Below are 19853 nucleotides of genomic sequence, written 5' to 3' on the forward strand. Positions count from 1 at the left end.
ATATTACAATTTATGAACCCATATTTACGATTTAATAGACATAGAAATTCCGTTTTTGGTTTACCATTAACGGTTGTTTTTTCTTGTATCTTATTTCTTTTCTCGGCGGTTTCTGTAGCGCAAGTAAAATCGGCTGCCAATGTTTCTGAAATTAAAATTGGCGAAGAAATTACCTTTCAAATTGAAGTAGAAGCAGATACTACAGATTTAGTTGTGTTTCCTGAAGGCGCTACATTTTTACCTTTAGAAATTATAGAGTCTTACGCAATTGATACCACTAAAAATGCGGCAAAATTCAATTTGATAAAAAAATACGGATTAACCCAATTCGACTCTGGAGCCTACACCATTCCAAGACAAAAAATTATTATAAACAATCAAACGCTTTTTACAGATTCGCTTAAAGTTTTTGTGAATCCTGTTGAGGTTGATACTACCCAACAAGGATTATATGGTATAAAACCTATTATTTCAGTTGAAAAAAGTAGTAGTAATTGGTGGAAAACATTACTGATTGTTTTACTAGCTATTGCTTTAGTAGCAGCTTTATTATATTGGTTTGTTTGGCGTAAAAAACCACTAACTGAAGAAGAAAAAATAGCTTTATTACCTCCTTACGATCGTGCAAAACTAGCCTTGAAACAGTTGGATGAGCATCGATATCTAGAGGAAGATGCCTATAAAGAATACTATTCTGAATTAACCCTAGCCATCCGTCGTTATTTAGATGAAAAGGTCTATGATCACGCTTTAGAAAGTACCACCGATGAGCTTATTTCCCGTTTACGATTATTAAAAGACGGCAATCAAATTGATTTAAGTCTGGAAACCATTAAAAATCTAGAAAGTATTTTTAAACGTGCCGATTTAGTAAAATTCGCCAAATCAGCACCAGATAAAGAATTAGCCAAATTTGATAGAAAAACAATTGATGAAGAAATAGATCATGTAAAAGAAGTTTTACCAGAACCAACAGAAGAAGAAAAACTGCTAGACGAACAATATAAGGAGGCTCAAGAGCGTAAAAAGAAACGCCGAAAAATAGTTATTTCTGCCTTGGTGGTTGTGGGGCTATTGGTAGCCACATTTGTTGGGTTTGGCTTAAAATATGGTTTCAATTATGTAAAAGACACCTTGCTGGGAAATAACAGTTTGGAATTATTAGAGGGCAATTGGGTACGCAGTGATTATGGTTTTCCACCCATTATAATATCAACACCTAAAGTTTTAAAACGGGTTGAAATAGATTCTGTTCAAAACAAAAATGCTCAAGTGGATTACACAACTTTTAATTATGGCAATTTAGGAAGTAACTTAAATATTACCTTAAATACGGCTACTTTAAAAAACCAGAAACCTGAAGATTCTATTAATTTAGTAGTAGTAGCTGAAAAAGCCATTCAGGATTTAGAAAACAAAGGTGTCACAAATATCATTGTTAAAAACGAAAAATTTGTAACTCCAAATAATGCCGAAGGACTAAAAACTTTTGGTTATGCGCAATTCCCAATTGGAAGTTCAGATTCTTTTGTGGAAGGTGAATACATATTGTTGCATTTTACAACACAGAATATCATTCAGCAAATTATTATTATTTGGCAAAAAGATGATGAATATGCAGCTGAAATGGTTGAGCGTATTGAAAATTCCGTAGAACTAAAACCTGATATAGAATGATGATGTTGGAAGGAATCGATTTTTTACATAAACAGTTTTTTTGGTTGCTGTTGCTTTTACCTATTGCTATAATTTGGTATGTTTTAAAACACAAGCAGCAAACTGCCGAACTAAAAATTTCTAGTCTTAAGGGCTTTAAAGTCACACCATCTATACTACCAAAATTTAAGCACATTTTATTTGTGTTACGGTTATTAGCTTTGGCAGCATTAATAACGGCTTTGGCAAGGCCACGATCGGTGGATGTCAGTACGAAAACAAAAACTACGCGTGGTATAGATATTGTAATGGCTATTGATGTATCGGCAAGTATGTTGGCAAAAGATTTAAAGCCAAATCGTTTAGAAGCGTTAAAAGAAGTGGCTGCAGAATTTATTGAAGGCAGGCCAAATGACCGCATTGGTTTAGTAGAATATGCAGGCGAGAGTTATACTAAAACACCAATTACTAGCGATAAAGCCATTGTGTTACGGTCTTTGAAAAGTATAGAATACAACACCATTATTGAAGGCGGAACAGCTATAGGAATGGGCTTGGCAACAGCAGTAAACCGATTAAAAGATAGCAAAGCTAAAAGTAAGGTTATCATATTATTAACCGATGGTGTTAACAATTCTGGATTTATTGATCCTAAAATTGCCAGCGAATTGGCAGTGGAATTTGGAATAAAAACCTATACCATTGGTTTAGGAACTAATGGAATGGCTTTGTCACCAGTTTCTATGATAAACGGAAAACTTCAATATGGAAATGTACAAGTGGAAATTGATGAAGAACTGCTCCAAGAAATTGCAGATGCTACGGGTGGAAAATATTTTCGTGCGACTGATAATGAAAAATTAAGCGCAATTTATGACGAAATTAATAAGCTTGAAAAAACAGAAGTAGAAGAGTTTAAATTTTATAATTATCAAGAACTGTTTAGACCACTTGTGTTTTTAGCAGGTATTTTACTATTATTAGAAGTCCTATTACGCGTTACCATTTTTAGGAGTTTTGTGTAAATTAAAATTTAATAAAAATTAAAAGATTCCCATTGTCATGGGAAATTAATATGTATCAATTAGAAGAAAAAATATGGTTTTGGGTTTTAGCAGTTATTCCGGTAATTATGCTCCTATATTTGGTGCTTCAATTTTGGAAAAAACGAACGCAAAGGAAATTTGCCGACAAGCGCTTATTAAAACGTTTAAGTCCTAATCAATCTGGTTTTAAAACGGCATTAAAAGTTCTTGTTTTAAGTTTAGCATTTGCATGTTTGGCTTTAGCTTTGGTTAACCCTAAAATTGGAACCAAACTTGAAACCGTAAAACGCGAGGGTGTAGATATTGTTTTTGCAGTAGATGTTTCCAAAAGTATGCTAGCCGAAGATATTGCGCCCAATCGTTTGGATAAGGCAAAACAGCTAGTAACACAAATTATTAATAACCTGGCAGGCGATCGGGTTGGAATTATTGCATACGCAGGAAAAGCATTTCCGCAATTACCAATTACAACAGACTATGCTTCGGCAAAAATGTTTTTACAAGGTATGAATACTGATATGCTTTCATCACAAGGAACTGCAATTAATGAAGCTATAGAATTATCCAAAACTTATTTTGATGATGACCAACAAACCAATCGTGTTTTAATTCTTATTTCAGATGGTGAAGATCATACAGAAATGGCAGAAAATGTAGCCAGTGAAGCCAATGAAGAAGGTATCAGGATTTTTACTATTGGTGTTGGAGATGTTAAAGGTGGCCCTATTCCAATAAAAAGAAATGGTGTTGTTTTAAACTATAAAAAAGATAATACTGGCGAAACAGTCATTACAAAATTAGACGAAAGCACCTTAATGGAAATAGCTGATGAAGCAAATGGAACCTATATAAACGGTAGAAACACCAATGAGGTTGTGGATGCCATAACAGATATTTTGAACGGTATGGATAAAAAAGAATATGAGGCCAAACAATTTGCAGATTTTAAAGACCAATTTCAATGGTTTTTAGGCCTAGCAATTTTCTTCTTATTTATCGATATTTTCTTGTTAGAACGTAAAACAGCTTGGCTTAAACGGCTCAATTTATTCAACGAAAACCTATAAAGATTTTCAAAAGGAATTTTATAATATATTTAACGGATTAGAAACCAGTAGTTTTATACTTTTAAAGGTACCAATGAAAAACCTATTAATTTACATATTTGCTCTAATGTCGGTAGCTGTCTTTTCCCAAGAGGATGAAAAGGACGTGCAACTACAAGCAGCTAAAAACGCTAACGATCTTGTTTACCAAGGTAATAACCTTTTGGGTGAAGACGATTTTGTTTCTGCTGAAATGGCTTATCGTGAAGCTATTTCTGAAGCACCAACGGAAGCAGTAGGAGGTTATAATTTAGGAACTTCTCAAATTTTAGAAGGTAATTTAGAAGAGGCTCTGTATCAATTGCAAAAATCAGTCAAAGCAACCACTTCTAAATCTGAAAAGCATCAAGCATTTCATAACATTGGAAATATTTTAATGCAAAATAAAAAATGTAAAGAAGCGGTTGAGGCTTATAAAAATGCTTTGCGAAATAACCCAACTGATGATGAGTCGCGATACAATTTAGCATTAGCCAAAGATTGTGCAAAACAGCAAGAAGATCAAAATCAGGACGATAATAAAGATCAAGAAAATCAAGACGACAATAAGGATAAAGACCAAGATAAAGATAAAGAAGGCGACCAAGACGACCAGAAAGACAAAGGCGACCAAGATAAAAAGGAAGGCGATGATAAAAAGGATGAAGATGGAAAGCCTAAAGACGATAAAGAAGAACAAGGTAAAGAAAACCAAGACCCTGGAAAAGATAATGAGCAACAGCAGCAACCACCAAAACCGCAACCAGGACAAATGTCGCCACAGCAAATGAAAAACTTATTAGAAGCTATGAATAATCAAGAGTCTAAAGTGCAAGAAAAAATGAATGCTGAAAAACAAAAAGGTGTTAAAATCCAAACAGAAAAAGATTGGTAGGTAGGTTACAAAATAGTTAAAAGTTATAAAAGAGATAATAGAAGCGGATAGAACGATATCATGAAACTCATAAAACACATTGCAGTTATTTTACTAGTACTATCAAGTACTATAGCAAGTGCCCAAATTACTTTTGAAGCTAAAGTAAGCAAGAAAAAATTAGGCATTAATGAGCGTTTGCGCGTTGATTTTGAAATGAATAAAGATGGCGATAATTTTAACCCACCAGACTTTAGCAATTTTACCGTTGTAGGTGGTCCAAATCAAGCCGTTAGCAATTCTTGGATTAATGGAAAACGCTCCTATTCCAAAACTTACAGCTATTTTTTAGCACCAAAACGGCAAGGAGCCTTTACCATCAATCAAGCTGTTATTGAAATTGATGGCGAAATCTATAAAACAACTCCCATTTCGGTTGTTGTTACTAGCGCAGTAGAAGCGCCTAAAGATGGTAATAATGCCGATTATATTGCTTCAGAGAACATACATCTTGTAGCTGAAATTTCAGATGATAAACCCTTTTTAAACGAGGCGATAACTGTTGTTTATAAACTATACGTTTCACCAGATACTGGTGTTAGTAATTGGCGTGAAATAGATAATCCAAAATACAGTGATTTTTGGAGTCAGAATATAGATATCCGACAATTAAAAGTTCAGAACGGCACATATAAAGGCGAAGATTATCGGTATGTGATATTGCGAAAAACGGTTTTATACCCACAAAAAACGGGTGAACTAGAAATTGAACCGTTAAGTTTAGATATTACGGTGGAGGTGCCAACAAATAGGCGTGATATTTTTGGAGGCCGTTTAATGTCTCAAGCGCATAAAACCGTTTCTGCTGGAAGACGAACCATTAATGTAAAACCGCTTCCAGAACAAGGAAAACCAGCCGATTTTACAGGCGCTGTAGGCGATTTTAATTTTAAAGTGACTACTTCTAAAACCTCATTAAACGCTACAGAGTCTTTACAAGCAAAAGTGGAAGTTTCGGGTTCAGGTAATTTAAAGTTATTCCAACTACCTAAATTAAATTTACCGAGTTCATTGGAGGTTTATGAGCCAGAGCATTTAGAAGATGTCCGCACCAATTTAAACGGTATGCAAGGGCGTATTTCAGATAGTTATACGGTTGTACCACAATTTAAAGGAAAATACCCTATTCCAAATATCTCCTTTTCTTATTTCGATTTAAAAACAGAGTCTTACAAAACCATAAATTCTAATGAAATTATTATTGATGTGTTACAAGGGCCAACAAATCAAACAGGTAATCAAGATATTACAGCTGCAGGAGGCGATAAGCAGCGTGTTGTTTTAAATAGTAATCAGTTTGCATTTATAAAAACGGACACCAATTTTACCAGTACCAAGCCCAATCACTTTTTTAAATCTATTGGATTCTGGACAGCCCTTATAATGCCATTTTTGGCTATTCCATTAGTTATGGTGTTTAAAAAGAACAAAGAAAAGCGTGATGCGGATGTCTTTGGAAACAAAATTCGTAAGGCTGATAAACTTGCTAAAAAATATTTAAGTGAAGCCAAAAAAGCTTTAGGAAAAAAAGAAGCGTTTTACATAGCTTTAGAAAAAGCTTTACATAACTATTTAAAAGCCACCCTTCATATTGAAACCACAGAATTAAGTAAAGAAAAAATACAGGAACTTTTGTCTAAAGGACAAGTAAGTCAGCAAACTATAACGGGTTTTATAACCATTCTAAAAAATTGTGAATTGGCGCGTTATACACCAATTACACAGGTAGAAATGCAACAAGATTATGAGCGCGCTGCAAGCACTATTTCACAAATTGATAAAGAATTAAAATAGATATGTTACAGATGATACAATTTCAAAAGACATATATCTTTACGCTAGCAATAGCGCTATTTAGTTTTTGTTCAATGGCGCAAAACACCCAGTTATTTGAACAAGGAAACACCTTATATAATGATGCTCAATACGAAGAGGCTATTAAAAAATATCAGCAGATTTTGGATACGGATATGCATTCAGCAGAATTGTATTTTAATTTGGCCAATGCACATTACAAACTAAACCATATTGCACCTAGCATTTTTTATTATGAGAAAGCGTTACAATTAGCGCCTAACGATTCGGAAATTAAGCAGAATATGGCATTTGCTAAAAACATGACATTGGATGCTATAGACGTGGTTCCAGAAGTAGGTATCTCAAAAGTAATTAATCAGGTGTCTCATGCTGTAAGTTTTGACGCTTGGGCAATTCTGGCCATTTGTTTTGTGTTTTTGTCCGTATTTGCATTTATTAATTATTATTTGGCTAAAGGAACAAAAACCAAACGCTTTTCATTCACTTTAGGATTTGTTGGTCTTGTTTTAATGTTAGGATCTCTAGTTTCAGCATTTAATAAATACGATTTGGATAAAAATGATAATCCAGCTATTGTATTTGCGCAAGAAAGTAAAATAAAAAGCGAACCAAATTTACGAAGCACTGAAGCCTTTATTCTTCATGAAGGGACTAAAGTTCAAGTGTTAGATACCGTTAAAAATTGGAAAAAAATAAAACTAACCGATGGTAAAACAGGTTGGATACATTCTGAAGATATTAAGTTATTGGATTCGTTTTAAGAAAATTTAACATCATAAAAAATCTAAAAAAGGTATATTTGTTTTTTTAAGATTATTTCATGAGGAAACATACTATTGCAATTTTAATGTCTGTCCTATTTTTGGCGTTTATTTCAGCGCCATCAATACTTATTGCAGTAGATGATACTATTGATGTTTCCATGTTCTACAGTATTGCTGAAGAAGAAAATGAAAACTTAAAATTTCCCATTTCAAACAATGAATACCATGAATCGGACAACCTATATGGAACAGATTCAAAAGAATATTTAGGATATTATTTTAAAAATTATTCTAAACCTCATCTAAATTTAATTTCACCACCACCCGATTACATCATATAAATTTCGTTTTGGCTAATGAGTTAGCCTATTTCTTTTATTAACACTTCTAATCAAAAAAAAGAAAGATTAGAAGCATAATTATTTATATGTATGTTTAAAAATATTAAGAACGACTTACCAGCGAGTATTGTCGTGTTTTTTGTGGCTTTGCCTTTATGTTTAGGTATTGCTCTTGCCAGTGGTGCACCTTTGTTTTCAGGATTAATAGCAGGTATTGTTGGTGGAATTGTTGTAGGAAGTTTAAGTGGCTCCAAAATTGGAGTAAGTGGTCCGGCAGCAGGTTTGGCTGCAATTGTATTAACTGCTATTGGAACTTTAGGAGGTTATGAGAATTTTCTTGTTGCTGTTGTTTTAGGAGGTGCTATTCAATTGATTTTCGGAATTCTTAAAGCTGGAATTATTGGATATTATTTCCCGTCATCCGTAATTAAAGGGATGCTAACAGGAATTGGTATTATCATAATTTTAAAACAAATCCCTAATTTTTTCGGTTATGATGAAGCATCAGCTTGGGATTTAGAATTTTTTGAAATTGACGGTGGAAATACCTTTTCTGAATTGTTTACTATGTTAAGTAATATTCATCCAGGAGCTGCTCTAATAGGAATAGTTAGTTTGTTTTTATTGGTGTTTTGGGAGAAAATTTTAAGTAAAAAATCAAAACTTTTTGAACTTATCCAAGGGCCTTTTGTTGTGGTTGTTTTAGGGATTATTTTCTATACAGTTGTCCAAGGTAGTGACATACTTTCTATAGGAAAAAATCATATGGTAAGCGTGCCTATTCCAGAAAATGCTTCTGATTTTTTGAATCAATTTAGTTTTCCTAACTTTTCTGTTATAACCAATGTAGATATTTGGGTAACAGCCTTTACTATTGCGTTAGTGGCAAGTTTAGAGACCTTATTATGTGTGGAGGCGTCAGATAAATTGGATCCTAATAAAAACGTAACACCTACAAATAGAGAATTATTAGCGCAGGGAACAGGGAACATGATTTCGGGCTTAATAGGTGGTTTACCAATAACGCAAGTAATTGTTAGAAGTTCCGCTAATATACAGTCGGGAGGAAAAAGTAAATTATCAACTATTTTACATGGATTCATGTTGTTAATTTCTGTAGTTTTAATACCTAAATTATTAAACATGATACCGTTGTCTGTTTTGGCAGCTATTCTTTTACTGGTAGGATATAAGCTTGCTAAACCTGGTTTGTTTAAAGAAATGTATCATTTAGGCTGGAAACAATGGGTACCATTCATAGTTACTGTACTTGGTATAGTATTTACAGATTTACTCTTCGGAATTGGATTAGGTTTAATGGTTGGAATTGTGGTAATTTTATTAAAAAGCTACCAAAATTCTCATTTCCTTCATATTGAAGATAAAAGCAATGGCAAGCATAAAATAAAAATGACACTTGCTGAAGAAGTTACTTTCTTTAATAAAGGCGCAATTCTTAACGAACTGGATAGTTTACCTAGAGACACTTATTTGGAACTAGATCTAATTAAAACGCGTTATTTGGATCATGATATTGTTGAAATATTAGAAGATTTCTTGCACAAAGCGAAGGAACGAAATATTGATATCAAATTAATGTCAAAACGGGGAATAGTTGAAAACCCATCAAGTTTCATCAGGTTTTTTAAAGAGAGACCAAAATCAAACTTAAGTTTAAGTTAAAAGAAATAGCATGAAAAAAGGTAAATATAACATTCTCGTGCTATCTGACTTAAAAGATTCAAATAACCAACTATTAAAAAGTGCGGTTAGTTTATCAAAAAAAATTGATGGTCATGTGCAATTTTTCCATGTAAAAAAACCAACAGATATTGTAGAAAGAGAAAGTCAGTTATCCACCTTTCGCAGTATCAATGAACAACATACTAAAACCAAGAAAAGTATAGAAGAACTTGTAAGCTCGGTTCATAAAACCTATGATTTAAAGGTAGATTACAGCTATACTTTTGGTAATGTAAAAAATGAAATAGGTGATTATATTTCTAAAAATAAACCAGACATTATTATTTTGGGGAATAGAAAACCGAAACCTATAAGCCTTTTAGGAGATAGTATAACGGAGTTTGTATTGAATACACACAAAGGAGCTATACTGATAGCTAATAATGATCATGTATTAGAGCCCAATAAAGACATGTCAATCGGTGTTCTAAATGGTGAGCTGACTTTATTACACAATGAATTTCCAAAAGAACTTTTAGAGGGTACGAATGAATCTTTAAAAATTTTCAGCTTTACTAATAATCAAATAGACATGGCTCAAGAAAACCAACATGAACAGACCAAAATAGTTGAGTATGTTTTTGAGCATAATGATAACACCATAAATAACTTGTCTAACTATGTATTGAAAAGTAATATAAACCTATTGTTAATCGATAGGAATAAAAAGGAAAATAAACAGAAAAACACGAAACAGATTGATGTTAAAAATATCATTGATAAATTAAATGTATCCTTATTAATATCAAGTCAAAAATAATTAACAATTTTTAAAATAAAATTATGAAAGCACACACAAGAGAAACACAAGCTACAATGACACCCGAAAAGTCATTACAGTATTTAAAAGAAGGAAATGTTAGGTTTCAAAATAATTTGAAAGCGAATAGAAATTTACTAGAACAAGTAAATGATACAAGTGATGGGCAATTTCCATTTGCAACGATATTAAGTTGTATTGATTCTAGAGTATCTGCCGAATTAGTTTTTGACCAAGGATTAGGAGATATTTTTAGTGTTAGAATAGCTGGGAATTTTGTCAATGAAGACATTTTAGGGAGCATGGAATTTGCCTGTAAATTAGCAGGAACAAAGCTAATAGTTGTTTTGGGTCATACAAGTTGTGGAGCCATAAAAGGAGCCTGTGACGATGCTAAATTAGGGAATTTAACACGTATGTTAAGTAAAATTAAACCAGCAGTCAAAGCCGTTTCAGAACCTGCAGATGAAAGCAAAAGAACTTCTGCAAATTTAGATTTTGTAGACGCTGTTTCTGCTAAAAACATTGAACTTACCATTGCTAGAATTCATGAGGAAAGTCCGGTTTTAAGTGATATGGAAAAAAATGGCCAAATTATGATTGTTGGCGCTATGTATGATATTAATACTGGTGAAGTAAAATTTATTGAATAAAGAAGATAATTGATATATGAACAAGGAAATAAATATGGTAGTGTTAACTTTGTTGCTAATACTACCTTCTTTTTTAAAAGCACAAGACAGTAATTTTGGAAATTGGTTAATTTACATTGGAAATAAAAAAATTAATTCTAAATGGAATATCCATAATGAATTACAATACAGAAATTATAATGCTATAGGAGATTTAGAACAGTTACTTTTAAGAACCGGATTAGGCTATAGTTTTAATGAAGGTAAAAGTAATGTATTATTAGGGTATGGATATATTTTATCAGAAAATTACTTGTCTAATTCAGAAGATAAAATTTCAATTAATGAGCATCGAATTTTTCAGCAGTTTATTTCAAAACAAGATATAAGCTTTGTTAAGTTATTACATCGTTATAGGTTCGAGCAGCGATTTGTTGAAAGCGACTTTAAAATGCGGTTTAGATATTTTTTAGGTATAAATATTCCTCTCAATAAATCTAATACGTATTTTGTTTCTGCATATAACGAGATTTTCCTTAATTTAGAAAGTCCTGTTTTTGATAGAAATAGAGCTTATTTAGGTTTAGGCTATAAAATCAGTGATGCCATAAAATTGGAGGCAGGATATATGAATCAATTCTTTGAATCTTATAACCGAGATCAATTTAATATCATGACCTTTGTAACATTCTAGAAAAAAGAAGCAGAACCAATAGTACAAAGACCAAAATTTAAAATAATTATGAAAAAACTATTTTCAAACTTCAAAGGTGATGCATTCGGCGGAATTACAGCCGGAATAGTTGCACTACCTTTAGCACTAGCATTTGGAGTTTCTTCGGGTTTAGGGCCAAGTGCCGGACTGTATGGTGCTATTTTTATTAGTTTTTTCGCAGCCCTTTTTGGTGGAACCAATACACAAATTTCTGGTCCAACAGCACCTATGACAGCTGTAAGTATGGTGGTTATTGCGGGTATAATTGCTGCAAACGATGGTGATGTAACTAAAGCTTTACCAGCTATTTTAACGGTATTTTTATTAGCAGGTCTCATTCAAATTGGATTGGGAGCTTTAGGACTAGGAAAATACATTCGATACATACCGTATCCAGTTGTATCTGGTTTTATGACTGCCATTGGTGTGATTATTTTAATTACTCAAATCTTGCCTGCTGTTGGTTATTACCCAAAAGAAGATACCGAATTTGTTAGTACTTTTAAACCACAAGCAGAAGAAGCGATATTAGAAAATATTTTAATTGAAGAGGCTGGTGAAGGTATTTTGGTTCTTGAGGATTTTAGGGAAACAATTGCTAGAGCAGAATTAGTAACAGAAGCTGATATTTTAAAAGAATCTAAAACCTTGGCTGCCAAAGAAGCTTCAGGTGTTTTAGGTACAATAAAAGTTTTAGGACGTGCACTTCAAAATTTTAATTGGCTGGAAGTCCTTTTGGCTCTTGGTACCATTATTATAATCTATGGATTTAAACGGATTACAACCGTTGTGCCAAGCACATTGGTATCCCTTGTCGTTATGTCGGGTGTGGCCATGATTTTTGGTTTAAACTATAGGCCAATAGAAGAAATTCCAAGTGGATTGCCCATTCCAAATTTAGAGATTTTAACCAATTTTAAATTGGGTACAATAACGCCTTACATTTTTACAGCTTTAACACTTGCGTTATTGGGCGCTATAGACTCTTTATTAACCAGTGTGGTGGCAGATAACATGACTAAAACCAAGCACCAACCCAATAAAGAATTAGTAGGACAAGGAATTGGAAACAGTGTTGCAGCCTTCTTTGGAGGAATTCCAGGAGCAGGAGCAACTATCCGAACAGTGGTAAATATTAATTCAGGTGGTAAAACCAAGTTGTCTGGTATGATAGCTGGATTATTATTACTCTGCATTCTTTTAATACCAGGTTTGCCAGGATTGGCATCAGATATTCCTGCAGCAGTTTTAGCAGGTATTTTAATTACCGTAGGTATAGGTGTCATGGATTATAAAGGTTTAAAAGCCATTCCAAGCTTACCAAAAGATATAAAAATTGGGCCTTTAAAATTAAGTTCGGAGGTTTTAATTATGCTCATTGTACTATTTCTTTCAACCTTTTGGAATTTAGTGTATGCTGTTGGAATTGGATTAGTTATTGCTTCATTAATGTTTATGAAAACAATTGGAGATTTAACAGCCCAACGTTCTGATGTTAAAGCTCTTTCAAAAGAAAAATCATGGGCAGATGAATCGGACTTTCCTGAAAAATTAAAAGAAGAAGTTTTTATTAAGCACTTAAAAGGACCACTGTTTTTTGGTTCAACTAGTGATTTTCAAAGTTTGGCAGGACAAATTCCACTCACAGCTAAAACCGTTATCATCCGTTTAGGACGCATGCAATATATGGATCAGTCTGGGTTATATGCTATGGAAGATGTGCTACAAGAATTAAATAAAAATAATATTACGGTTTTATTTGTAGGCTTATTAAAACAACCCGAATATATGATGGAGCGTATTGGTATCATTCCAGATTTGATACCCAAAAATCATATTTTTTCTTCTTTTAAAGAATGTATACTTTGGGTTAAAAATAATGTAAAAGATACCTACTAAAATTATGGATTTAAAAACTGTTTTCGATAATAACAAAGCGTGGATTCAAAATAAGTTACAAGCAGACCCAAATTATTTTAACGAGTTAGGTGAAGGACAAAGCCCTGAATTACTGTTTATAGGTTGTTCAGATAGTCGTGTAACAGCTGAAGAATTAATGGGTCTTGGACCTGGTGAAGTTTTTGTGCATAGAAATATAGCTAATATGGTTTCTGGAACAGATTTAAACGCAATGTCTGTTGTTGAATATGCTGTGGTACATCTTAAAGTAAATCATGTTGTGGTTTGTGGACACTATTCGTGTGGTGGTGTAAAAGCTGCTATGCAATCTGCTGATTTAGGTATTTTAAACCCATGGTTACGAAATATAAGAGACGTGTATAGAATTCATAAAGATGAATTAAATGCTATAGAAAGTGAGGAAAAACGGTACGATAGGTTAGTTGAACTCAACGTTAAAGAACAATGCGTTAACCTAATTAAAACAGCTGCCGTACAAAAGGCTATACGCGAGCGTAATTTACAGGTTCACGGTTGGGTATTTGATATCCATTCAGGAGAATTGATTGACTTAAAAATTAATTTTGTAAAATATCTTGAAGATATTCGAGAAATTTATCACTTGGATTAAATCATAAAAAACCGCTTCAATTGAAGCGGTTTTTTTATGGTTTATCATTCCGAAGAAAGATGATATCTTATTGCAATAAACTATACACAAATTCTGGATGCCCACGCTCACCATCAGCATTTGTTAATGCTAAAAATTTCAATTTGTATAAATTACCTTCTGTATCGTTAACAATGTAAAACACGTTTTCTTTTAAGGAAGGCAACGTTCCTGGTCCACCACCATTTCTCCAGCTACTTCCAATTGAACGTTGATCGTTACTAAAGTTTGTGTCTACAACATTGGCTAACATAAAGTTTTCATAACTTAATTCGGTGTCAACATCGGAATCAATCATATAAGCGGTTGTATTTCCTTTACTATTATTAACTACAAAATCGGTATAACCATAAGCACCATATCCTGTAATTTCATTAGTAAACACGGTAAAGTTTAAATCCCATTCCGTTTTTGGAGGCTCTACACTAACTTCAGATTCTGTATCAAAGCTAAAAAATGTAAAATTATAATCTGTGTTTTTTGAAATAGTAACGGTATTATGCGTTGTAGCATCTAAATCAGCATATTGTAATACGTAATCGTTTCCGCTTTTAGTAATACGAATTTTTTTCCAACCCCTTGGATTGCCTGAAACTTCTACGCTACCATTAGCTGGCGTTACGGTGCTTACTTCATAACCTAAATTAACTAAATACACATGGTTTGAAATAGCATCATCAGAAATAACATTAATGGCTGTCCTGTCAATATTACCAAAAGGCGCATCTATAAAACCTGCACTAACATCTTCAAAAGTACCAACTGCTACTTGCGGTTGTAAAGTTTGAACTTCTAAATTTGAAGAATTTATGACATCAATATCTGAAGCCGTAAGTTCCGCTACAGCCATATAAATAGACCCATTAATAGCTACTCTAAATTCCGATCCAGAATAAAACCCTAAATCCCAAGAATCGCGTTGTACACTGGTTGCTGTATTGGTACTCAAATCAATATAAACTTGATTTTGCTGGTTTGGACCACCAACTTCTGGTGCTACCGATGCGCCTTCAATAACTATATTAATAGGGCTAGAAGGTGTGTTGTTGTCATCACTACTACAACTAAAAGTAGTAAATAATGCGAATGTGAAAAGAATTGATAAGAATTTGTTAATCATAATATGTAGTGTTTAAAATTTGAATTTATATAATAGTTTTAAGTAAAATGAGCGTCCATAACCTAACGTGATATTTTGGGTGTTTCCAGCGTGTGTACCACCATTAGAAGTGGAATTTTGAAGATCCACAGTTGTAATATCCAATATATTTCTAGCCCCAAGAGTTACATTAAAAACATCATGAAAAAATGATTTTTTAATAGAAGCATCTAGCCAGCTATAGGCCTCTAAAGTTTCTTTAACAAAAAGATTATTTCCTTCAGAGTCAGTGCCACCACTAGCAACATAGTTTTCTTGAGCTCCATTGTATTTGTAGAGTACGGTGAAATAAGTATCCCATTTTTCGGCATTGTAAGTAGCACCTGAATTAATTTGGAAGGCATATAAAAAATCGTTGTTTGCATTTGCTTCATTCTCTAAACCACGCGAAATTCCTTGAAGCGTAGCGCCTAAATTAAAGGACCAATTATCAGCTTTAATACTATTATCTATAGTAGCACCAATAAGCTTGTAGTTATCTATATTTATGTATTGATATTGAAGTGGTAGTGCGTTTACAATGGCTAAATCAATTTTATCATCCAAAGACAAGTAGCTAATTTTAAATTCATTAACCAGAGCTAGTTTATTAAACCAACTGCGTTTTTTTAAATTTAAAAATGCGGTATAACCGTTTTCTGGATTTAAATTTTCGTTACCCTGGACATCATGATTGGAATCTACAAAGTAATAATACAACTCCTCAAAACTTGGTGTTCGGTAAGAGCTTCCTAATTCGGCGCGTAATTCAAACCCATGATTCATTAAATAACGTGCACTTAAAGATCCTGTTACTTTTGAATTGAATTGTGAATTATATTCATAACGCATACCTGGACGAACAGATATTTTATCGGTAAAGTGATATTCAACAGATGCATAACCTGCTAAACTAGACACCGATTGCGATTTATCAAGTTGGGTTTGTACGCCTGTTGCTTGTGTATCAAAACCTTCAATAAAGCGTGTTTCATATCCTAATTGGAAATTGAATTTTTCATTTTTAATGAGGTTATTTATAGCACCATTAGAGAAAAACACTTTGGTGGATTGGTAGGTTTCGTCTGTTTCATTGCTTGTATCTTCAGTAAGAATAAAATAATTAAACTCATTAAGACGACGTTCCTGTTGCTGGTACGAAAAGGATGCTTTATAATTGATTCCAGATTTAAAATGTCCTGATAAATTAATGTTGTTTACAAAACGGTTTGTTTTAAAAATCCTATCGGTAGCAGATGGGTTGGAAGTTTGAGCGTTAATATCAATATTAGGTCTTACGGTTGTACCGTAAAAATTTAAAATCTCATTAAAGTAATCAAAGCGGTAAGTGATTCTAAAGGCTTCAGATTGATAATTAATTAAAGCATTTGTGTTTAGCTGTATTTTAGGCAACCACTCATAACCACGCAACCCATCATTCTGGTAGTATTCTTTTCCTTGCTGATCACCAAAATAACCGGCAAATTGATTTCGGTTAAAACCCACTCTTGTAAACCATTTATCAGTAATATTATGGGCGACATTTACAAGTTGTATGTGGCGTCCTTCGTTAAACCAAGCATATTCATCTCCTACGGTTTCTTCTTGAATAGCGGTTTGAATTTCCCATTTATTGTCAATAGATTTTTTGGTGATAATGTTTATAACTCCAGAAACAGCATTCGCACCATATTCCACACCCATGGCACCTTCCACAATTTCAATACGCTCTATATCATCTAAATTTATTTGCGTTAAATCTATGTTGTTTCCCACACCGCTGTCGCTTACTAATGGAATATTATCCACTAGAATCGTAAAATATTGTTCGTCTAATCCAAAAAAAGAAATATTAGATTTTCCGGTTTGTGCATTTGGAATGATGGTTAAATTTAAATTGAAATTCAATAAATCAGCTATGTTATTTGCGGCCTGACTTTCAATTTGTTGTCTATCGATCACTTTTACATTATGAACTGATTTTTTTATAGACTGCGGATTATACTGACCAGTAATAACTATTTCATGCAATTGTTCTGTTTTTGTTGAGTCGGTTTCTGTGTTTTGAGCAAAGACAACCGAATTCAAAATAATTAGAAAAAAAAGTAAATAGTTATTTTTATTTAGACTCATTCTTTATAAATTTGTCGCAAATATAAAATCTTATTTTAATTCAATCTAAATAAGAATAACAAAATTTTGAATTTATTTCAAAAGAAAAAATAAAACACTAAAAATGAAACATGTAGCCCTTACCTATTTTTTATTATTAGCATGTATGTTTAAATTGCACGCACAAACAAAGCAACAACTAGATCAAGAAGCCATTAAATCCATGTGTGGATGTTATGAAGTAAGCTTCAATTTTGCAGAAACTTTTGAATATTCTGGTGATTCAACTTATGTGCCATCAGATACAAAACATGATAAAGGAATCGAGTGGGTAGAGCTGGTTCAAGATGATGCCGATAAAATTGTCATGCAACATTTATTAATAGTGGGTTCTAAAGAGCGTCCATACATTGTAAAGCATTGGCGACAAGATTGGGAGTTTGAAAACACCAATTTATATGTTTACGACCATGATAACAAGTGGAACTTTGTAACACTTCCAAAAGAAGACGTGGCTGGTCAATGGACACAGCGCGTTTTTCAAGTAGATGACAGTCCGCGTTATGAAGGCTCTGCTACTTGGGTTCATGTCGATGGAAAAAGTTATTGGGAAAATACCACAGCTGCACCATTAGCAAGACGTGAATATACAACACGTAGCGATTATAATGTGTTGTCTAGAACCAACAGACATGAAATTGTTGCCAACGGTTGGATTCATGATCAGGATAACGATAAGGTTATTCGTCAAACAGGAAAGGAAGACGTGATTTTGGCTCAAGAAAAAGGACATAATACCTACGTGAAAATTGCCGATAGCGAATGCAAAGCTGCTCAAGACTATTGGGTAAAAAACAAAGAAAAATGGGCTGTAGTGCGTGCTAAATGGGATACTGTTTTTGCACGAAATACGGATTTGCTTTTAGAAGAAAAAGTAGATAACAAAACTATGTTTAAATACTTATTGGATGATGAAAATTACAACACATCTGAAACCATCAGTCCTATTATTGATGCATTTGTAAAATAAGAATACTATGAAAATTAAATCTATAATATCCGCTTTAATCCTTGTTTTAAGCCTTCAAAGCTATGCCCAAGATAATGTGTTTTTAAATCGCGATTTTTGGAGCAACAAACCATCTGTGGAAGATGTAGATATCCAAATTAAAGCAGGACATGATATAACGCAAGCTAATAGCAATAATTTTGATGCCGTTGTATATGCCATTTTGCAAGAGGCTCCCAATGAAACCATTCAATACATTCAATCCTATAATGGAAATGACGTCAATAAATTAACCCATGACGGACGAACCTATATTTTTTGGGCCGCTTACAAAGGTAATACCGAAATCATGCAATACCTTTTAAAGAAAGGTGCCAAAACGGATATAACGGATGATAAAGGAAATACTATTTTAAATTTTGCAGCTGGTTCAGGACAAACCAATACCAAAGTATATGATATGTGTTTGGCACATGGTGCCAATTTAAAATCGGACCTTACACCGTCAGGAGCTAATGCACTACTACTTGCTGCACCTTTTGATACGGATTTTAAACTCATCAATTATTTTACATCCAAAGGGCTCGATATCCAAAGTGTAGATGCTAATGGTAATGGCGTTTTTAATTATGTTGCTAAAACGGGTAATGTAGAAATGTTAAATCAGCTGCTTAAAAAAGGTGTTACAGGAAATAACCAAGCCTTTATTTTTGCGGCTTATGGAACCCGAAGCCACACGAATAATTTAGACTTTTACACCTATTTAGAAGGAATAGGATTAAACTCCAATACGTCTTCAAAAGAAGGTAAAACACCTTTGCATATTTTAGCCGCTCGTAGTAAAGATCTAGACTTGATACGCTATTTTATAAAAAAAGGAGTTGATGTAAATCAGGCGGATGCTGATGGAAATACAGCCTTCTTAAACGCAGCTTACCGAAATAATTTGGAAGTCATTACCATTCTTAACAAACAGGTAAAAGATATTAATACGGTGAACAAGAAAGGTGAATCGGCTTTAGCTTTAGCTCTTAAAAACAACACGTATGTGGTGGTTGATTTCCTAATAAAAAACAAAGCAGAAGTTTCGGTTATTGATGCCAATGGAAACAATATTATAGCGTATGCTATGGATTCCTTTAATGCTAATAATCAAAAGGAGTTTCAACAAAAAATAGCCTTAATTAAAGCTAATGGAATAGATATTAGCAAACCTCAAGCAAACGGAAATACCTTATTTCATTTAGCCGTTTTACAAAATAACTTGGATTTAGTAAAATGGGTAAACACCTATCCTGTTAATGTAAATGCAAAAAATAGTGAAGGTAATACAGCTCTGCATTTGGCTGCTATGCGTGCTAAAAATTCAGACATATTAAAATATTTAGTTTCAATAGGCGCTAAAACGGATGCGGTAACAGAATTTGATGAAACCGCTTTCGATTTGGCATCTGAAAATGAGATTCTAAAATCCAGTAAAAGCAATTTAGATTTTTTGAAGTAGTTAATTGAAAACCTGTTAGTCTTTCAT

17 protein-coding genes are annotated in these 19853 nt (G+C 33.2%); 15 read left to right on the plus strand and 2 right to left on the minus strand.

All coding sequences use genetic code 11. The features are described from left to right. Nucleotides 1–12 precede the first annotated feature (12 nt). From BM239_RS03915 to BM239_RS03975, 13 genes are all read left to right on the plus strand, one after another. The gene (locus tag BM239_RS03915; protein ID WP_092206317.1) at nt 13–1677 is read left to right on the plus strand and encodes a hypothetical protein; all 1665 of its coding nucleotides are present in this window, start codon (nt 13–15) and stop codon (nt 1675–1677) included. A 2-nt stretch (nt 1678–1679) separates the two neighbouring features. Then, entirely contained in the window at nt 1680–2681 is a 1002-nt protein-coding gene (locus BM239_RS03920; protein WP_092206776.1) for a vWA domain-containing protein, read from the plus strand. A gap of 50 nt (nt 2682–2731) precedes the next feature. Continuing rightward, on the plus strand, nt 2732–3769 hold the full coding sequence (locus BM239_RS03925; protein WP_092206318.1) for a VWA domain-containing protein: 1038 nt from the start codon (nt 2732–2734) through the stop codon (nt 3767–3769). A 73-nt stretch (nt 3770–3842) separates the two neighbouring features. Beyond that, nucleotides 3843–4682, plus strand: a complete 840-nt coding sequence (locus tag BM239_RS03930; protein WP_092206319.1) for a tetratricopeptide repeat protein — start codon at nt 3843–3845, stop codon at nt 4680–4682. 60 nt (nt 4683–4742) lie between these two features. Next, entirely contained in the window at nt 4743–6515 is a 1773-nt protein-coding gene (locus BM239_RS03935) for a BatD family protein (protein ID WP_092206320.1), read from the plus strand. Nucleotides 6516–6526: 11 nt separating this feature from the next. After that, nucleotides 6527–7300, plus strand: coding sequence for a tetratricopeptide repeat protein (locus BM239_RS03940; RefSeq protein ID WP_092206777.1), 774 nt, complete (start codon nt 6527–6529; stop codon nt 7298–7300). A 59-nt stretch (nt 7301–7359) separates the two neighbouring features. Beyond that, nucleotides 7360–7644, plus strand: a complete 285-nt coding sequence (locus BM239_RS03945) for a hypothetical protein (RefSeq protein ID WP_245758185.1) — start codon at nt 7360–7362, stop codon at nt 7642–7644. A gap of 90 nt (nt 7645–7734) precedes the next feature. Further along, nucleotides 7735–9327: a SulP family inorganic anion transporter gene (locus BM239_RS03950; protein ID WP_092206321.1), complete on the plus strand. Its 1593-nt coding sequence runs from the start codon at nt 7735–7737 to the stop codon at nt 9325–9327. Nucleotides 9328–9337: 10 nt separating this feature from the next. Then, a complete protein-coding gene (locus tag BM239_RS03955; protein WP_092206322.1) occupies nt 9338–10147 on the plus strand; it encodes a universal stress protein in 810 nt (269 codons plus the stop codon). Between the two features lie 23 nt (nt 10148–10170). After that, complete coding sequence (locus BM239_RS03960) at nt 10171–10800, plus strand: carbonic anhydrase family protein (protein ID WP_092206323.1); 630 nt, start codon at nt 10171–10173, stop codon at nt 10798–10800. Nucleotides 10801–10816: 16 nt separating this feature from the next. Further along, on the plus strand, nt 10817–11473 hold the full coding sequence (locus BM239_RS03965) for a DUF2490 domain-containing protein (protein WP_092206324.1): 657 nt from the start codon (nt 10817–10819) through the stop codon (nt 11471–11473). Nucleotides 11474–11521: 48 nt separating this feature from the next. Beyond that, the gene (locus BM239_RS03970) at nt 11522–13393 is read left to right on the plus strand and encodes a SulP family inorganic anion transporter (RefSeq protein ID WP_092206325.1); all 1872 of its coding nucleotides are present in this window, start codon (nt 11522–11524) and stop codon (nt 13391–13393) included. 4 nt (nt 13394–13397) lie between these two features. Further along, nucleotides 13398–14024 (plus strand): carbonic anhydrase, encoded by a 627-nt coding sequence (locus BM239_RS03975; RefSeq protein WP_092206326.1) that lies wholly within the window; start codon nt 13398–13400, stop codon nt 14022–14024. Nucleotides 14025–14091: 67 nt separating this feature from the next. Here the strand turns inward: BM239_RS03975 and BM239_RS03980 are convergent, their stop codons facing one another. Further along, a complete protein-coding gene (locus BM239_RS03980) occupies nt 14092–15183 on the minus strand; it encodes an HmuY family protein (RefSeq protein WP_092206327.1) in 1092 nt (363 codons plus the stop codon). 12 nt (nt 15184–15195) lie between these two features. Next, nucleotides 15196–17334, minus strand: a complete 2139-nt coding sequence (locus tag BM239_RS03985) for a TonB-dependent receptor plug domain-containing protein (RefSeq protein WP_092206328.1) — start codon at nt 17332–17334, stop codon at nt 15196–15198. Nucleotides 17335–17437: 103 nt separating this feature from the next. On the opposite strand from BM239_RS03985, the gene BM239_RS03990 reads away from it, so the two are divergent. Both BM239_RS03990 and BM239_RS03995 read left to right on the plus strand, forming a co-directional pair. Continuing rightward, nucleotides 17438–18343, plus strand: coding sequence for a DUF6607 family protein (locus BM239_RS03990; RefSeq protein ID WP_092206329.1), 906 nt, complete (start codon nt 17438–17440; stop codon nt 18341–18343). A gap of 7 nt (nt 18344–18350) precedes the next feature. Then, entirely contained in the window at nt 18351–19826 is a 1476-nt protein-coding gene (locus tag BM239_RS03995; protein WP_092206330.1) for an ankyrin repeat domain-containing protein, read from the plus strand. The last annotated feature ends 27 nt before the right edge of the window (nt 19827–19853 follow it).

The organism is Algorimicrobium echini, assembly GCF_900115185.1.
In the GTDB taxonomy this organism is placed as follows: domain Bacteria; phylum Bacteroidota; class Bacteroidia; order Flavobacteriales; family Flavobacteriaceae; genus Algorimicrobium; species Algorimicrobium echini.